Raw genomic sequence first — 15,254 nt, forward strand, 5'->3', positions numbered from 1 at the left:
GGTGGATCTCATGGGACGACGTCGGCCCGGAAGCATTACTTCGTGGCGGTCTATTTACTGGCGACTGTGCTTGTGGCCGTTGCCCCGCCCTGGAGTTCGTTCGCGGGCGGCTCGCTCACGTCCACGAACTCAGTGGTGTCCTGCGATTGTACCCCAGCACCTTCGCCCGGCTCCGCGACGACCGGGCCGCGGCCGGGCATGTACGGGCTCGGCTCCATGCCGGTGTGGCGACGCTTCTGGACGATCATGATGGACAGGCCGACGACGACGCCGAGGATCGCGGCCCACACGTTCGTGCGCAGGCCCAGGATGATCTCACTCGGGTCGATGCGGATCGATTCCCACACGATCCGGCCGGCGCTGTACCAGATGAGGTACAGACCGAACAGGCGACCCCACTGCAGCTGCAGCTTGCGGCCGGCCCAAAGCAAGACGATGACGCCCGCGACGTTCCAGATGACCTCGTACAGGAACGTGGGGTGGAAGAGCGTGTCGGGCGCCAGGCCCGGGGGGAACGCCGCGTTGTCGGGGTCGATCTCCAGACCCCACGGCACATTCGTGGGAAGACCGAACAGTTCCTGGTTGAACCAGTTGCCGAAGCGTCCCATCGCCTGAGCGAGCAGCAGGCCCGGTGCCAGGGCATCCGCGTACGTCCAGAACCGGATGCCGCTCCAGCGACACCCGAGCCAGGCACCTATCGCGCCCCCGATGAGGGCGCCGTAGATCGCGATGCCGCCCTCCCAGATGTAGAACACGGCGAGCGGGTCGGTGCCCTCGCCGAAGTAGAAACCGGGGTGCGTGAGCACGTGATACGCCCGCGCGACGATGATCCCGAGCACGACCGCCGGGAGCGTCACATCGAGCACGACCCACGGCTCGGCACCCTGTTTGGTGAGGCGGTGGTTCGTCATGATCGTCGCGACGATGATGCCCGCGATGATGCAGAGCGCGTAGAAATGGATGCGCAGCGGGCCGAGCTCAATGAAGCTGATCGACGGGCTCGGGATGCTCGCGACAACACTCGCGTGCACGCTCAGGGCGAAAGAAGGCATGAGCGGAAGTCTAGATCAGCGCGGCGACGTGCCCGAGTCGGGTCCGGGCGGCACGACGCCGGGTATGCGCCTGCATCGGGGTCAGGGGCTCGCGATCGGCTCAGCGACGAGGCCCTGCGTCAGGTACCCCCGACACCACGTTGGCGCCAGTTCGCGGCATCCGCTACGTCTGTGGGTGGCGCGCATGCAGGGAACAGCCGCCGACGTGGGGCTCGCCGAGCTGACGGCCGACGGGACGGGCCCGAGGGCACCGGTCGTGCGGCGCGACACGGGTCAATGTGCGGCGGTGCGGAACGGCGAAGTGCGGCGCGGCGCGGCCGGCTAGGCCGTCTGGGGGCGTGACGTCCCCGCCGAGAGCGCGCGAACGACTTCGCCGAGGCCCTCGACGCCGCCGTCGCGGAGCGCGCGCACGAGAGCCGTGCCCACGATCGCGCCGTCCGCGTACTCGATCACGCCCGTCACCTGATCGGGGGTGGAGATTCCGATGCCGACGCAGGCGTACTTCGCGCCGCGTTCGCGGAGCCGCGCGACGAGTGTGCGGGCCGCGGCATCCAGCTCCGTGCGCTCGCCCGTGATGCCCATCGTCGAGACCGTGTACACGAAACCGGTCGAGTTCTGAACGACAAGGTCGAGCCGCTCGTCCGTCGAGGTCGGTGCGGCGAGGAAGATGCGGTCGAGCCCGGTGCGGGTGCTCGCGGCGATCCACTCCCCCGCGGCCTCGGGCGTGATGTCGGGCGTGATGATGCCCGCACCGCCCGCGGCGAGCAGGTCATCGGCGTAGCGGTCGACGCCGTACTGCCAGATCGGGTTCCAGTACGACATGACGAGCACCGGGATGTCGATGCGCTCCGTGATCGCACGGATCGCCGGGAAGAGGTGCTTCAACCGGAACCCGGCGGCGAGGGCCGCCTGTGTCGCTTCCTGAATGACGACGCCGTCCATCACCGGATCGCTGTACGGGGGGCCGAGTTCGATGATGTCGGCACCGTTCTCGGCCAGCGCGACGGCGGCCTCGATGCTCGTCTCGAGATCGGGGAAGCCCACGGGCAGGTAGCCGACGAGTACACCGCGGCCCTCGGCGTGGGCGCGCGCGATCGCCTCTTCGACGCGTGAACTCACAGCTGGATCCCCTCGCCCGACGCGGCGTCGTCGGTGCCGATGACCTCGTCCGGGATGACGGGAGCTGCCGCATCCGCGTCGTACAGCTCGAAGTAGCGTGCTGCGGTGTCCATGTCCTTGTCGCCGCGCCCCGAGAGGCAGATGGCGATGATGCCGTCGGGTCCGAGCTCCTTGCCGATGCGCAGCGCACCGGCGAGGGCATGCGCCGACTCGATGGCCGGGATGATGCCCTCCGTGCGGCTCAGCAGGCGCAGGGCCTGCATCGCCTCGTCGTCGGTGGCGGGGATGTACTCTGCGCGACCGATCGCCGACAGCCAGGCGTGCTCGGGACCGACACCCGGGTAGTCGAGTCCGGCGGAGATCGAGTGCGACTCGGTCGTCTGGCCGTCTTCGTCCATCAGCACGTAGGTCTTGGCGCCGTGCAGGATGCCGGGGCGTCCGCGTTCGATGGACGCCGCGTGGAACGGGGTGTCGACGCCGTCGCCGGCCGCCTCGACGCCGTACAGGCGCACGTCGGCGTCGTCGAGGAACGCATCGAACATCCCGATCGCATTGGATCCGCCGCCCACGCAGGCGACGACCGCGTCGGGGAGGCGTCCGAGCTCGTCGAGCAGCTGCGCGCGGGCCTCGTCGCCGATGACCTTCTGGAAATCGCGGACCATCGCCGGGAACGGGTGGGGGCCGGCGGCCGTGCCGAAGATGTAGTTGGTCGTCTCGACGCTCGACACCCAGTCGCGGTACGCCTCGTTGATCGCATCCTTCAGCGTCCGCGAGCCGGTGGTGACGGGGATGACCTCAGCGCCGAGCAGACGCATCCGCGCGACATTGAGCGCCTGGCGTTCGGTGTCGACCTCGCCCATGTAGATCGTGCACTCGAACCCGAACAAGGCAGCGGCCGTTGCGGTGGCGACACCGTGCTGACCCGCTCCCGTCTCGGCGATGACACGCGTCTTGCCGAGGCGTTTGGTCAGCAGAGCCTGACCCAGGACGTTGTTGATCTTGTGCGATCCCGTGTGGTTGAGGTCCTCACGCTTGAGGAAGACACGCGCGCCGCCCGCGTGCTCGGCGAAACGGGGCACCTCGGTGATGATCGAGGGGCGACCCGCGTACGTCGCGAGCAAGTGGTGGAACTCGCGGATGAACTCGGGGTCGGCCATGGCGGCCTCGTAAACGCCTGTCAGCTCATCGATCGCCGCGATGAGCGACTCGGGCATGAATCGCCCGCCGAACTCGCCGAAGAACGGCCCCGTGGCAGCGCGCAGGCTCATGCCGGCACCGCCAGGAAGTCGCGGAGTGTTGCAACGGGGTCGCCCGTCACCAGCGCCTCGCCGACGAGCACCACGTCGGCGCCATCGTTCCGGTAGTGCGCGACGTCCTCGGGGCGCAGCACAGCCGACTCGGCGATCTTGATCGCGTCGGCGGGGATGTGCTCGGCCAGGCGACCGAACAGGTCGCGGTCGAGCTCGAATGTGCTCAGGTCACGTGCGTTGACACCCACGAGGCGTGCTCCGATCTCGCTTGCGCGGCGGACCTCGTCGAGGTTGTGCGTCTCGACGAAGGGGGTCATGCCCAGTTCGATCACGAGTTCGTGCAACGTCGCGAGCGTGGGCTGGTCGAGTGCCGCGGCGATCAGCAGGACCAGGTCGGCGCCCGCGGCGCGCGCTTCGAACACCTGGTACGCCGTGGCGATGAAATCTTTGCGGAGGACGGGCACCGACACGGCCGCGCGCACCGCTTCGAGATCCGCGAGGCTGCCCTTGAACCGGCGCCCCTCGGTCAGGACGCTGATCGCCGACGCGCCGCCCTGCTCATAGAGCCGTGCCTGCAGCGCCGGGTCGGGGATGTCGGCAAGATCGCCGCGCGACGGACTGGCGCGCTTGACCTCGGCGATGATTCGCACGGTGCCGCTCGGGGCCAGCGCCGCGAGGACGTCGATCGCGGGTGACGCGGCCAGGGCCTTGCGCTCGAGCGCGGGAAGAGGGAGCTCGGCCTCACGAGCGCGCGCATCTTCCACCGCGCCGGACGTGAGGTCGGCCAGCATGCTCAATGCGCTTTCGGAGCCGACTTGGCGCCGCCGACGCCGTATCCGGTGCGCTTCATCACCCAGCCGACGAGCAGACCGACGACGAGCAGACCCGCGGAGGCCCAGACGATCCATGGCACGTCGACAACGAATGCGACGGTGCCGATGGTGACGGCGAGCAGCATGATCACCACTGCTGTCCAGGCGGCCGGCGAGTGTCCGTGACCGGGGTCGTCGATGTCGTGGCTCATGGGGGCTCCTTCGGTGGAATGCGCACCCCAGTCTATCGGGAGCGCGCGGGGCCCCAAGTCCGACTCCGCGGTGTCGGCAGGCGCCTGCGGTGGTCAGCGCGTGGGGTCGGACCCGTGGCTGAGGTCGTCCCACGAGTCGATCGCGTCCAGGGGGGCGGAGGAGGTCGCGGATGTCTCACCCGAGGCCGCAACGGACTGACCGCGCTCGGCGCCGCGACCTGCGGCGTCGGCACCACGCGGGCGAGAGCTCGTCCGGTAGCGGCGTCCCGTTCGGGGCCACGCGTGGGCCGTTACCAGGGCGAACAGCCCGACGACGAGCAGCACAACGGACAGCACCAGCGCGATGATCGGCCACGCCGTGGTGTCGACACGCCGGACCAGGGCGGCGATCGCATCCGTTCCGGCGATCCCCGTTGCCTCGGTGACCGTGGGGGCGATCGCGGCCGCCGTATGGCCCGTCGAGGGCGCCCAGAGCAGGACGGTGAGGGCTGAACCCAGCAGGACCGCGAGGACCGCGGCGGCATAGGACAGGAAGCGGCCCGCGATGGAGGTCGCCGCTGCGACGGCCAGCGCAGCCAGGGCGAGCGGTGCGAGGACCGGCATCGCGGCCGATCCGCTCACCTCGAGCGGTGTGTCCGGGCTCTCCCGCAGCACGACGACGAACCACGTCTGCGTCGACGCGATCAGGAGCAGGGCGCCCGCCGCGAGAAGCAGGAGGACCGTCGTGGACCGCGCCCGACGGATCCTCACGCGCCGTCCGCCGCAGCCGTGTCGGTGACCGCGGCCGTGTCGGTGACCGCGGGCGCGAGGTCGTCGGCGTCGAAGCACGTGCGCGTGCCGGTGTGGCACGCGGGGCCGACCTGCTCGACGCTCAACAGCACGGCATCGCCGTCGCAGTCGAGCCGAGCCCCGCGAACCAGCTGGATGTGGCCCGAGGTGTCGCCCTTCCGCCAGTACTCACGGCGCGAGCGCGACCAGAACGTCACGCGACCGCTCGTGAGTGTCCGGCGGAGTGCCTCCGCATCCATCCAGCCGAGCATCAGGACCTCGCGGGTGTCGTGCTGCTGCACGATGGCCGCGACCAGTCCGTCGTCGTTGAAGGCGACGCGCGCGATGCGCTCGTCGGTGTCGGCAGTGGATGACTCTGCGTCGCTCATGCGCGCACCTCGATCCCGTCCGCGGACATGGCCGCCTTGACGTCCCCGACGGTGAGCTGCCCCGAGTGGAAGACGCTCGCGGCGAGGACCGCATCTGCCCCGGCGCGTATCGCGGGTGCGAAATCCGCCGCAGACCCCGCGCCGCCGGACGCGATCACGGGAACACTGGCGATCTCGCGCATCAGCCCGACGAGCTCCAGGTCGAATCCTTCCTTCGTGCCGTCCGCGTCGATCGAGTTGACGAGCAGTTCGCCCGCGCCGCGCTCGATGGCCTCGCGCGCCCACTCGAGGGCGTCGAGCGTCGTCTCGGTGCGGCCCCCGTGGGTCGTCACGACGAAGCCCGAGGCACTCGCGTCGGAGCGCTTGACGTCGAGCGAGAGCACCAGCACCTGCGCGCCGAAGCGATCGGCGATCTCGTCGAGCAGCGCGGGACGCGCAATCGCAGCCGAATTGACCCCGATCTTGTCGGCACCGACGGCGAGCAGGCGGGCGACATCCTCGGCGGTGCGCACTCCCCCGCCGACCGTCAGCGGAATGAAGACCTCTTCGGCGGTTCGACGCACGACGTCGTAGGTCGTCGCGCGCTCGTCGACGGTCGCGGTCACGTCGAGGAACGTGATCTCGTCGGCGCCCTGCGCGAAGTAGAGCCGTGCGAGTTCGACCGGATCGCCCATGTCCCGCAGGTTCGCGAAGTTGACGCCCTTGACGACGCGCCCCGCCGCGACGTCGAGGCACGGGATGACGCGGCAGACCAGAGCCACGTCGTCACAACCTCGCGGCGTGGATCGCGGTCACGAGGATGGCGCGGGCTCCGATCGCGTAGAGCTCGTCCATGACGCGATTGACGCCGTGACGCGGGACCATGACACGCACGGCCACCCACTCCGGGTCCCGGAGCGGCGAGATCGTCGGTGATTCGATGCCGGGGGCGACGTCGGCGGCCTTGTCGAGCAGGGCCGCGGGCAGGTCGTAGTCGACGAGGACGAATCGACGGGCGACCATGACGCCGCGCAGGCGCCGGAGGAGCGTCTCGGTGCCCTCCTTCTCGTCCGGCCCGGCGATCAGCACGGCCTCGGATTCGAGGATGATCGGACCGAAGATCTCCAGGCCCGCCTGGCGCAGGGTCGTGCCGGTCGAGACGACGTCCGCGACGGCATCCGCGACCCCGAGACGGACCGCGGACTCGACCGCGCCATCGAGGGGCACGAGGTCGACGGCCACGCCGTGTTCGTCCAGGAATCCGTCGACGAGGCCCGGGTACGCGGTGGCGACCCGCATCCCCTCGAGATCCTTGACCGAGTCGAAGCGACCGGGAGGACCGGCGAACCGGAACGTCGATCCGCCGAAGCCCAGTGCCTCGACCTCTCGGGCGCCGGGCATCCGGGCATCGAGCAGCAGGTCCCGCCCCGTGATCCCCACGTCGAGTGCGCCGGATCCGACGTAGGTCGCGATGTCCTTGGGGCGGAGATAGAAGAACTCGACGTCGTTCTGCGGGTCGATGACGTGCAGGTCTTTCGGGTCGCGGCGGCCGGTGTATCCGGCTTCGGCGAGCATGTCGGCGGCTGTGTCGGCGAGCGAGCCCTTGTTGGGCACGGCGATACGCAACATGGTGATGCGGGCTTTCGGGTCGAGGGTCGGCGGACGGGAGCGATCAGAGATGTCGGTAGACGTCGCCGGTCGTCAGGCCCTTCGCCAGCATGAGCACCTGCAGGTGGTAGAGCAGCTGCGAGATCTCTTCCGCCGTGGCCTCGTCGGACTCGTACTCGGCGGCCATCCAGACCTCGGCGGCTTCTTCGACGATCTTCTTGCCGATCGCGTGCACACCACGCTCGAGTTGCGCCACGGTACCCGAGCCTTCGGGACGCTCGGCGGCCGTGACCGTCAGCTCCGCGAACAGCTCGTCGAAAGTCTTCACCCTGTCAGGCTACCGGCTTCGCAGAGCCCGGCGGCATCAGCCTCCGCTCGACGGCTCGGGGCGCCAGTCGCATCGGTCAATGCATGTGACGGGCAGCGCCGGCGCGCAACGATGCGATCGCCGCATCCGGACGCTCCGCACCGAACACGGCGGAACCCGCGACGAAGGTGTCGGCGCCGGCCTCGGCGGCCTGCGCGATCGTGGATTCGGCGATGCCGCCGTCGACCTGGAGCCACACCTGCGACCCGCGGCGGCGTGCCTCTGCGGACAACAGCCGAAGCTTGGGCATCGTGTCCGCGCGGAAGGACTGACCGCCGAAGCCGGGCTCGACGGTCATGACGAGGATCTGGTCGAACTCGTCGAGCACATCGAACAGGCCATCGACCGGGGTATCCGGTTTGACCGCTACACCGGCGCGCGCCCCGATCTGGCGGAGCTTTCGTGCCAGAGCGACCGGATCGGTCGCCGCCTCGAGGTGAAAGGTGACGGATGCGGCGCCGAGCTCGGCGTACCCGGGCGCCCACCTGTCGGGGTCGTCGATCATCAGGTGCACATCGAGCGGGATGGGGCTCGTCGCCTGGATCCGCTCCACCATCTGGGGCCCGAACGTCAGGTTCGGGACGAAATGGTTGTCCATGACGTCGACGTGGACGAAATCGGCAGCGGCGATCCGCTCGAGGTCCGCCTGCAGGTTGACGAAATCCGCGGCGAGGATGCTCGGGTTGATTCGCGGGGCGGGGGGAAGCTCTGTCTGGGGCACCTGTTCATTATGCCGACGTGCCCCCGTGCCCCCGCGCCCAGCGAGGCGCCGTGCTGCGCGCCCGTCGAGCACACCAGTGCCCCGCGAGAGGACGCGACATGCCGTCCGTGCACGGGCGCGCACGGCATGTCGCGTCCTCTCGGTGAGCGACGGGCGCGGCGACGCGCCCGATAGGGTCAGGGCGTGGATCCCATCGTGCGCATGCTCGAGACCGTGCTGGACGACGTGCGCGGGCACGACGACGGACAGGTCGCCGACTACATCCCCTCCCTCGCCGCGGCCGACCCGGAGCGCCTGGCTTTCGCGGTCGTCGGGCCGCGCGGCCGCGTGACCTCGGTGGGCGACGATCACGTCGCGTTCACGATCCAGTCCGTCTCGAAACCGTTCGTGCTCGCCCTCGCCCTCGAAGAACTCGGTCGCGATGCCGTCTTCGCACGGGTCGGCGTCGAGCCGAGCGGCGAGCCCTTCAACGCGATAAGTCTCGAGGCGGGAACGGGCCGCCCCGCGAACCCCATGGTCAACGCGGGCGCGATCGTGACGTCGTCGCTGCTCGGAGAAACCGGACGTGCCGGCGACGAGATCTCACGCGCCGAGACGATCGTCCAGGGGCTCTCGCGCTTCGCGGGACGATCGCTCACGGTCGACGAAGAGGTCTACCGCGGCGAATCCGAAACCGGACACCGCAACCGCGCGCTCGCCTATCTGACACGCTCGCACGACATCATCCGGGGCGACGTCCCGACGGTCGTCGAGACATACTTCCGGCAGTGTTCCATCCTGGTCACCGTGCGGGATCTGGCCGTCATGGGCGCGACCCTCGCGTTCGGCGGAGTGAACCCCGTGACGGGCGAACGCGTCGTGCGCGAGGACGTGGCGCGCGACGTCGTGTCGGTGATGGCGAGCTGCGGCATGTACGACTACTCCGGTGAGTGGCTGCTACGCGTGGGGCTTCCGGCCAAGAGCGGGGTGAGCGGTGCGCTGCTCGCGATCGCTCCGTCGCAGTTCGGGGTCGCGACGTTCAGCCCGCGTCTGGATCGGCACGGCAACAGCGTCCGAGGCATCCAGATCCTCGAACGCATGTCGGGTGAGTTCGGGATGCACGTCTTCGAGCCGCACGAGGCGATCGCCGAACCGGGCATCCGCATCGACCGCGAAAAGGGTCGCGTCATCGTGCACCTGGGCGGCGAACTCGCCTTCAGCGGCGCCGAGCGGGTCATCGGGGTGCTGAGCGACCTTGCCGACGGAGCGGTCACCGACGACGCGATCCTGGTGGATGCGAGTGCGCTGGCCCGCGCGCATCCGGCCGCCCTGGAGCTGCTGCGGCGTCAGCTCGAGGCGCACGGCGGACGCCTGCACTTCCTCGACTGAGCCCGCGCGGTCGTCAGGCGGTGCGCTCGAACAGGGCGATGAACATCCCGTCGGTGCCGTGCCGGTGCGGCCACAGCTGGACGTGCAGGGCATCGTCGGATGCCTCGGGCAGATCGATCGGTGCGCGTGCCACGTCGCGAACAACCGCCCGGGCGTCGAGTTGCGTGAGCTCGCCCGCCCACCGCCGCACGCCCTCGCGCGTCACGCCGACCGTCTCGGCGAGATGCGGCGAACACGTCACGTAGGCCAGGATGCCGCCCGGCCGCAGCGCCCGCACCCCCGCGTCGAACAGCTCACCCTGCAGTGACGTGAGCTGCGGGACATCCTCGGGCCCCTTGCGCCACCGCGCCTCGGGCCGCCGGCGAAGTGCGCCGAGCCCGGTACATGGCGCGTCCACCAGCACGCGGTCGTAACCGCCCAGGTCGCGATCGACGCGCGTGCGACCATCCTCCTCTGTCACCTCGACCGTCGCCGGAACACCCTCGAGCGCACGACGCACGAGTCCCGCGCGCGCGGGCGAGACCTCGTTGGCGTCGACGGATGCCTCGCCCCGAGCCTCGGCGGCGAGCACCGCGGTCTTGCCCCCGGGCCCGGCGCACAGATCGAGCCAGCGCTCCCCCGCTCGGATCTCGCGGGCGCGGGTCAGCGCGAGTGCCGCGAGTTGCGAGCCCTCGTCCTGCACGCGCAGACGACCACCGGAACCGATGACCAAGGGCTCGGGATCCCCGCCGCCCGCACGGAAGCCGAGAGGCGAGTACAGCGTTCGCGTCGCATCCGCCGGGACGTCGGCGAGGCCGGTGAGGGCTGCCATGGTGACCGAGGGAGAGGCGTTGTCTGCGGCGAGCAGCGCCTCGAGTTCATCCCCGCGGCCTTCGGCGGCCAGAGCTCGACGGAAAGCGCGGACGATCCACGTCGGATGCGCGTGCTCCAGCGAGAGGCGCTCGTCCGTGTTCCGCGCCGTGGCCAGCACGCGTTCGCGCCAGGTGCCGGGATCTTCGCGCGCGATAGCGCGCAGCACCCCGTTCGCGAAACCCGTGGCCCCGCTGCCGCCATACACCCGGACGAGCTCCACACCCTCGTGCACGGCCGCGTGCGAGGCGACACGGGTCGAGAGCAGCTGATGCACGGTCATCCGGAGCGCGTCGAGCACGGGGGCGTCGATCGCGCCGACCTTCCGGCGCGAGGCCAGCTCGATCACGGCGTCGTAGTACCCGCGGCGCCGAAGTGTGCCGTAGGTCAGTTCGGTCGCGAGTCCCGCGTCCGCGGGGCCGAGTCCCGCCCGGCCGATGCCGACCGGAAGCAGCAGATTGGCGTACGCATCCGAATCCGAGACGGCCGTCAGAACTTCGTACGCCACGCGGCGTGCCGGTTGGATCTTCACTCGCCCGCCCTCAGCTCGGCGGTCCGAAGCCCCCGCCACCAGTCGCCCGCTGCCATCGCCTGTCGTCCCGCGGGTTGGACGCGATCGATCAGAATCGCATCCGTGCCGGTCCCGATCAGGATGTCTCGGCCCGCCGCCGCGATCTCGCCCGGCCGCAAGGCGATGTGCGCCTCGTGCGAGCGCGCCGTGAGCACCTTCAGCCGTTGCCCGTTGACCGTCGTGAATGCTCCGGGCTCGGGGGTCGTCCCGCGAATCCGCCCGAGAACCTGCCGTGCGGACTCTTCCCAGCGGATGCGTCCGTCATCGAGCGTGAGCTTGGGCGCGAACGTCGCCTCACCCACCTGAGGCGCGGCCGTCATCCGACCGGATTCGATGCCCGCGACGACATCGCGCAGTAATTCGGCACCGAGGCCCGCCAGGTCGACGAGGACATCGCCGGCCGTCGCATCGGCGGGGACGCGGTAGCTGCGCTCGGCGAAGACGTCGCCCGCGTCGAGTTCGGCGACGAGCTGGAAGACGCTCGCCCCGGTCAGTTCGTCGCCCGCGATGAGTGCGTGTTGCACGGGCGCGGCGCCCCTCCACCGTGGAAGGAGCGAGAAGTGGAGGTTGATCCATCCGTGCGTCGGCGTGCTCAGCAGCGGCTCCCGCACGAGACCGCCGTATGCCACGATGACGCCCAGCTCCGGCTCGAGATCGCGAATCTCGGCCGTGGCCGCATCGTCGAGACGAGCGGCGCGGATGACGCGCAGGCCCTGACTCTCGGCGGCCGACGCGATCGGTGACGGCGTCAGCTTGCGCGAACGCCCCTGAGGGGCGTCGGGCCGCGTCACGACTCCGACGATCTCGTGCCCTTCGGCCACGAGCACCCCGAGCGAGGGCACCGCGACGTCGGGCGTCCCGGCGAATACGAGCCGCATGACGCCTCCTAGAGCTCTGGGTCGGCCAGATCGACCCGCACTCTGAGTGTATTCCGCGAGGCAGCCGTGCCCGGTCCACCTGCCCTCGGTCCGCGGCGGCCGCGCAGTGCCGCAGCGACGACCGCTGCACGCAGGCTCGTCGTCACGGCGGGACCCTGCGCGTAGTCGAAACGCACCAGGACGCGCGCCGCCGGACCGGGCCGCGTCGCCAGCGGGTCGGCAGGGATCTCGACGGGCCCGATGACGGCGTCCGGGTCCAGCGCAACCGCTGTCCGCAGCTCGGTGACCGCCCGTTCCACCGCGACGAGATCACCCTCGAGGGACGCGACGCGGTAGGTCGGCGGCATCCGCAGCGGGGCGCGGTCCTCGAGCTCGGCACGTGCGTATGCCGCCTGTGTCCAGGTCGCGAGCGCACGGCCCACGGCACCCGCGACTCCGACGAGATGGACCGGGGCGCCGGGGGCGGCCAACGCCGCCGCATCCGACCACCAGCGCAGACACGCCTCGCCGATGCGCAGGGCATCCGACATCAACATGCGGTCGCCGTCGAGCAGGACGACCGCGCGGTATCCGCCGGCCGCGAAAGGCTCGGCCCCGCGGGTGGCGATGACCAGCGCCGGTCGATCGTCGACTTCGAGTACGGGATGCGTGCCATCGGCGACGATCACCCGCGTGTCGGGGAATGCCCGGCCGAGTTCGTCGGCGGTGCGGATGCTCCCCGCCGATGCGAGCCGGAACTTCGTCTGCTCGCAGTGCGGGCAGTGCCATCCGGTTGCGCCGCGCCCGCACCAGCGGCAGTTCGGCATCGCGCCGCGACGCTCGGCCTGCAGAGGCCCCGCACAGTGCGCGCAACGGGCGGCGCGGCGGCAGCCGTCGCAGATCAGCACGGGCGCGTAGCCGGGGCGTGAGACCTGCACGAGCACGGGCCCATGCGCCAGGGCTTCTCGCGCCGCCGCGAAGGCCGCCGACGGCACGCGCACACCGGGCCGCTCGCCCTCGCGTGTCGCGCTCAGCACGACGCGCGGTGCGGTCCGGCGCGTTGCGGGGATGTCTCGTACCCAGCCGATTCCGACGAGCCGCTCGACATCCGTCGTGCGGGTATGTCCCGCGAACAACAGCGCGCCACCCTCGAGGCCCTGCCGCACGAGCGCCGCGTCGCGCGCGTGGACGTAGGGAGCGAGCGGCTCTTCCAGCAGAGGATCGCCGTCGTTCCAGATCGCGACGAGACCGAGCCGCGAGACCGGGGCGTACACGGCGGAACGGTTGCCGATGACGATCACCGGAGCATCCTCGAGTAGTCGCAGATAGCCGCGGTAGCGTTCCGCCGCGCTGCGGGCCGAATCGTCGCGCAGGACGGCGTCCGCGGGCACGATGTCTGCCAGCGCCCGCGCGAGCTGGTCGAGGTCACGGTGATCCGGGGCGACGACGATCGCGCTACGGCCCGCGGCCAGGGTGCGTGTCGCGGCGGCCGCGAGCAGAAGCGCCCACTCGCCCACGGCTTCACCGGAGGCGGTACGCGTCGGTCGAGGCGGCGCGTCGAGCGCTATCCGCCCGCCCTCGTCGATCGCGGGCCAGAGCCCCGGGTAGAAGCCCAGGGTGCGTTCGGCCGCAGCCACGCGATCCTCGGCGATCTCGGGCACGGTCGGTCGCTCCCCCGCGACCCAGGTCTTCTCGACACGCACCTGTCGCTTGGGTATCGCGAGGCGCAGGATGTCCGAGGCCGACCCCGCCGCGCGGTCCGCCACGCGGCGGGCGAGCATATAGAGGCGTTCGGGCAGCAGACGCACATCCGAGACGACCGCGTCGATCTCTGACAGCGGGCGGTCGGGATCGACAGCCTCGCCGCGCTCGACGACATACGCATCGACCAGGCGTCCGACCGTGCGGAGTGGTACCCGCACCCGCACGCCCGGCACGACGGCGTCGTCCATTGCGGATGGGACCGCGTAGTCGAGCAGGCGGTCGAGCTGCGGCAGCGGCGAATCCAGCAGCACTCGAGCCACCGGACGTCCTGCCATGGTCAGAGTCCGGCTGCTGTGCGCAGTTCTTCGACGCGGTCGAGCCGCTCCCACGTGAAGTCGGGCAGCTCGCGTCCGAAGTGCCCGTAGGCGGCCGTCTGCGCGTAGATCGGACGGAGGAGGTCGAGCTGCTCGATGATCGCGGCGGGACGCAGGTCGAAGACCGCGGTGATCGCACGGGTGATCTCGGCGTCGTCGACGCGCCCGGTGCCGAACGACTCGACATAGATGCCGACGGGGCGCGCCTTGCCGATCGCGTACGCGACCTGAACCTCGAGGCGGTCGGCGAGTCCGGCGGCCACCGCGTTCTTCGCGACCCAGCGCATCGCGTAGGCGCCGGAGCGGTCGACCTTCGAGGGATCCTTGCCGCTGAATGCACCGCCACCGTGTCGCGACGCTCCCCCGTAGGTGTCGATGATGATCTTGCGGCCCGTCAGGCCCGCGTCGCCCTTGGGCCCGCCGACCAGGAACGGTCCCGCGGGGTTGATGTAGTACTTCACGTCTGGCATGTCGAGACCCGTGCTGGCCAGTACGGGATCGATGACCTCGGCACGCACCAGTGCACGCAACTCCTCCTGAGAGATGTCGGGATGGTGCTGCGTGGACAGGACGACGGAGTCGACGGTCTTCGGCGTCGGTCCGTCGTAGCCGAGCGTGACCTGAGTCTTGCCATCGGGACGCAGGAAAGGCAAGCGCCCCTCACGACGAACGTCCGCGAGGCGCTCCGCCATGCGGTGCGCGGTCCAGCTGGCCATCGGCATGAGCTGCGGCGTCTCGGTGGTCGCGTAGCCGAACATGATGCCCTGGTCGCCGGCACCCTGCTCGTCGTGCGGGTCGACCGAACGCTGCTCGCGCTGCTCGAATGCCTTGTTCACACCAGCGGCGATGTCGGACGACTGCGCACCGATCGAGACGCTCACCCCGCAGGAGTCGCCGTCGAAGCCGGTCTCGCTCGAGGTGTAGCCGATGCGATTCACGACCTGGCGAACGATCGCCGGGATCTCGACATAGGCAGACGTGGACACCTCACCGGCAACGTGCACCAGGCCCGTTGTCACGAGGGTCTCGACCGCCACGCGCCCGAGCGGATCCTCGGCGAGGATCGCGTCCAGGATGCTGTCGCTGATCTGGTCGCAGATCTTGTCGGGGTGGCCCTCGGTCACGGATTCGGACGTGAACAGTCGCAGATCGCTCATCGGTGCTCCAGTCGGGTGCTCGCGCACCAGTGTGCCGGTCAGTATGACGCGGCCCGCCGACATCGCTCGGCGGCGTCCGCCCGGGACGGAAGGGTCT

The 15,254-nt window shown here is 70.3% G+C and carries 17 protein-coding genes; 2 read left to right on the forward strand and 15 right to left on the reverse strand.

Annotated elements, in window-relative coordinates:
• Nucleotides 1-50: 50 nt before the first annotated feature.
• Nucleotides 51-1,052: a prolipoprotein diacylglyceryl transferase gene (lgt, locus tag C2868_RS07135; protein WP_100810756.1), complete on the reverse strand. Its 1,002-nt coding sequence runs from the start codon at nucleotides 1,050-1,052 to the stop codon at nucleotides 51-53.
• Nucleotides 1,053-1,236: 184 nt separating this feature from the next.
• Between lgt and C2868_RS17390 the strand changes: the two genes are divergently transcribed.
• On the forward strand, nucleotides 1,237-1,377 hold the full coding sequence (locus C2868_RS17390) for a hypothetical protein (protein ID WP_181003380.1): 141 nt from the start codon (nucleotides 1,237-1,239) through the stop codon (nucleotides 1,375-1,377).
• Here C2868_RS17390 and trpA read toward each other — a convergent pair.
• From trpA to rpe, 10 genes are all read right to left on the reverse strand, one after another.
• On the reverse strand, nucleotides 1,374-2,171 hold the full coding sequence (trpA, locus tag C2868_RS07140; RefSeq protein WP_100810755.1) for a tryptophan synthase subunit alpha: 798 nt from the start codon (nucleotides 2,169-2,171) through the stop codon (nucleotides 1,374-1,376). The two genes, C2868_RS17390 and trpA, sit on opposite strands and share 4 nt — an antisense overlap.
• Nucleotides 2,168-3,439, reverse strand: a complete 1,272-nt coding sequence (gene trpB / locus C2868_RS07145) for a tryptophan synthase subunit beta (RefSeq protein ID WP_100810754.1) — start codon at nucleotides 3,437-3,439, stop codon at nucleotides 2,168-2,170. Before trpB ends, trpA begins: the two co-directional genes overlap by 4 nt.
• On the reverse strand, nucleotides 3,436-4,212 hold the full coding sequence (gene trpC / locus C2868_RS07150) for an indole-3-glycerol phosphate synthase TrpC (RefSeq protein ID WP_100810753.1): 777 nt from the start codon (nucleotides 4,210-4,212) through the stop codon (nucleotides 3,436-3,438). The genes trpB and trpC overlap by 4 nt, the downstream gene beginning before the upstream one ends.
• A 2-nt stretch (nucleotides 4,213-4,214) precedes the next feature.
• Nucleotides 4,215-4,445: a DUF6704 family protein gene (locus tag C2868_RS07155; protein ID WP_100810752.1), complete on the reverse strand. Its 231-nt coding sequence runs from the start codon at nucleotides 4,443-4,445 to the stop codon at nucleotides 4,215-4,217.
• A gap of 93 nt (nucleotides 4,446-4,538) precedes the next feature.
• Nucleotides 4,539-5,195: a Trp biosynthesis-associated membrane protein gene (locus tag C2868_RS07160; protein WP_232711173.1), complete on the reverse strand. Its 657-nt coding sequence runs from the start codon at nucleotides 5,193-5,195 to the stop codon at nucleotides 4,539-4,541.
• On the reverse strand, nucleotides 5,192-5,602 hold the full coding sequence (hisI, locus tag C2868_RS07165) for a phosphoribosyl-AMP cyclohydrolase (protein ID WP_100810751.1): 411 nt from the start codon (nucleotides 5,600-5,602) through the stop codon (nucleotides 5,192-5,194). The genes C2868_RS07160 and hisI overlap by 4 nt, the downstream gene beginning before the upstream one ends.
• On the reverse strand, nucleotides 5,599-6,363 hold the full coding sequence (gene hisF, locus C2868_RS07170) for an imidazole glycerol phosphate synthase subunit HisF (RefSeq protein ID WP_100810750.1): 765 nt from the start codon (nucleotides 6,361-6,363) through the stop codon (nucleotides 5,599-5,601). Before hisF ends, hisI begins: the two co-directional genes overlap by 4 nt.
• 4 nt (nucleotides 6,364-6,367) lie before the next feature.
• Nucleotides 6,368-7,210, reverse strand: coding sequence for an ATP phosphoribosyltransferase (hisG, locus tag C2868_RS07175; RefSeq protein ID WP_100810749.1), 843 nt, complete (start codon nucleotides 7,208-7,210; stop codon nucleotides 6,368-6,370).
• Nucleotides 7,211-7,253: 43 nt separating this feature from the next.
• The gene (locus C2868_RS07180; protein WP_100810748.1) at nucleotides 7,254-7,517 is read right to left on the reverse strand and encodes a phosphoribosyl-ATP diphosphatase; all 264 of its coding nucleotides are present in this window, start codon (nucleotides 7,515-7,517) and stop codon (nucleotides 7,254-7,256) included.
• A 76-nt stretch (nucleotides 7,518-7,593) separates the two neighbouring features.
• A complete protein-coding gene (gene rpe / locus C2868_RS07185; protein ID WP_100810747.1) occupies nucleotides 7,594-8,277 on the reverse strand; it encodes a ribulose-phosphate 3-epimerase in 684 nt (227 codons plus the stop codon).
• 183 nt (nucleotides 8,278-8,460) lie between these two features.
• Here rpe and glsA point away from each other — a divergent pair, with 183 nt between their 5' ends.
• Nucleotides 8,461-9,645 (forward strand): glutaminase A, encoded by a 1,185-nt coding sequence (glsA, locus tag C2868_RS07190; RefSeq protein WP_100810746.1) that lies wholly within the window; start codon nucleotides 8,461-8,463, stop codon nucleotides 9,643-9,645.
• Between the two features lie 13 nt (nucleotides 9,646-9,658).
• On the opposite strand, the gene C2868_RS07195 is transcribed toward glsA, so the two are convergent.
• The 4 genes from C2868_RS07195 to metK are packed head-to-tail and all read right to left on the reverse strand — an operon-like array spanning nucleotide 9,659 to nucleotide 15,157.
• Entirely contained in the window at nucleotides 9,659-11,020 is a 1,362-nt protein-coding gene (locus C2868_RS07195) for a transcription antitermination factor NusB (RefSeq protein ID WP_100811320.1), read from the reverse strand.
• A gap of 2 nt (nucleotides 11,021-11,022) precedes the next feature.
• Nucleotides 11,023-11,943, reverse strand: coding sequence for a methionyl-tRNA formyltransferase (gene fmt / locus C2868_RS07200; protein ID WP_100810745.1), 921 nt, complete (start codon nucleotides 11,941-11,943; stop codon nucleotides 11,023-11,025).
• A gap of 8 nt (nucleotides 11,944-11,951) precedes the next feature.
• Nucleotides 11,952-13,961: a hypothetical protein gene (locus C2868_RS07205; RefSeq protein ID WP_103663095.1), complete on the reverse strand. Its 2,010-nt coding sequence runs from the start codon at nucleotides 13,959-13,961 to the stop codon at nucleotides 11,952-11,954.
• Nucleotides 13,962-13,963: 2 nt separating this feature from the next.
• Nucleotides 13,964-15,157 (reverse strand): methionine adenosyltransferase, encoded by a 1,194-nt coding sequence (gene metK, locus C2868_RS07210; protein ID WP_100811319.1) that lies wholly within the window; start codon nucleotides 15,155-15,157, stop codon nucleotides 13,964-13,966.
• Nucleotides 15,158-15,254: the final 97 nt, after the last annotated feature.

Origin of the sequence: Microbacterium sp. CJ77 (assembly GCF_002911615.1) — a bacterium.
Classification (GTDB): Bacteria; Actinomycetota; Actinomycetes; order Actinomycetales; family Microbacteriaceae; genus Microbacterium.

Bases quoted from the DNA above. Each gene is read 5' to 3' on its own strand.
- hisG (WP_100810749.1), bottom strand. From the start codon at position 7,210: ATGTTGCGTATCGCCGTGCCCAACAAGGGCTCGCTCGCCGACACAGCC.
- C2868_RS17390 (WP_181003380.1), top strand. From the start codon at position 1,237: ATGCAGGGAACAGCCGCCGACGTGGGGCTCGCCGAGCTGACGGCCGAC.
- lgt (WP_100810756.1), bottom strand. From the start codon at position 1,052: ATGCCTTCTTTCGCCCTGAGCGTGCACGCGAGTGTTGTCGCGAGCATC.
- trpB (WP_100810754.1), bottom strand. From the start codon at position 3,439: ATGAGCCTGCGCGCTGCCACGGGGCCGTTCTTCGGCGAGTTCGGCGGG.
- C2868_RS07155 (WP_100810752.1), bottom strand. From the start codon at position 4,445: ATGAGCCACGACATCGACGACCCCGGTCACGGACACTCGCCGGCCGCC.
- C2868_RS07205 (WP_103663095.1), bottom strand. From the start codon at position 13,961: ATGGCAGGACGTCCGGTGGCTCGAGTGCTGCTGGATTCGCCGCTGCCG.
- trpC (WP_100810753.1), bottom strand. From the start codon at position 4,212: ATGCTGGCCGACCTCACGTCCGGCGCGGTGGAAGATGCGCGCGCTCGT.
- hisI (WP_100810751.1), bottom strand. From the start codon at position 5,602: ATGAGCGACGCAGAGTCATCCACTGCCGACACCGACGAGCGCATCGCG.
- fmt (WP_100810745.1), bottom strand. From the start codon at position 11,943: ATGCGGCTCGTATTCGCCGGGACGCCCGACGTCGCGGTGCCCTCGCTC.
- metK (WP_100811319.1), bottom strand. From the start codon at position 15,157: ATGAGCGATCTGCGACTGTTCACGTCCGAATCCGTGACCGAGGGCCAC.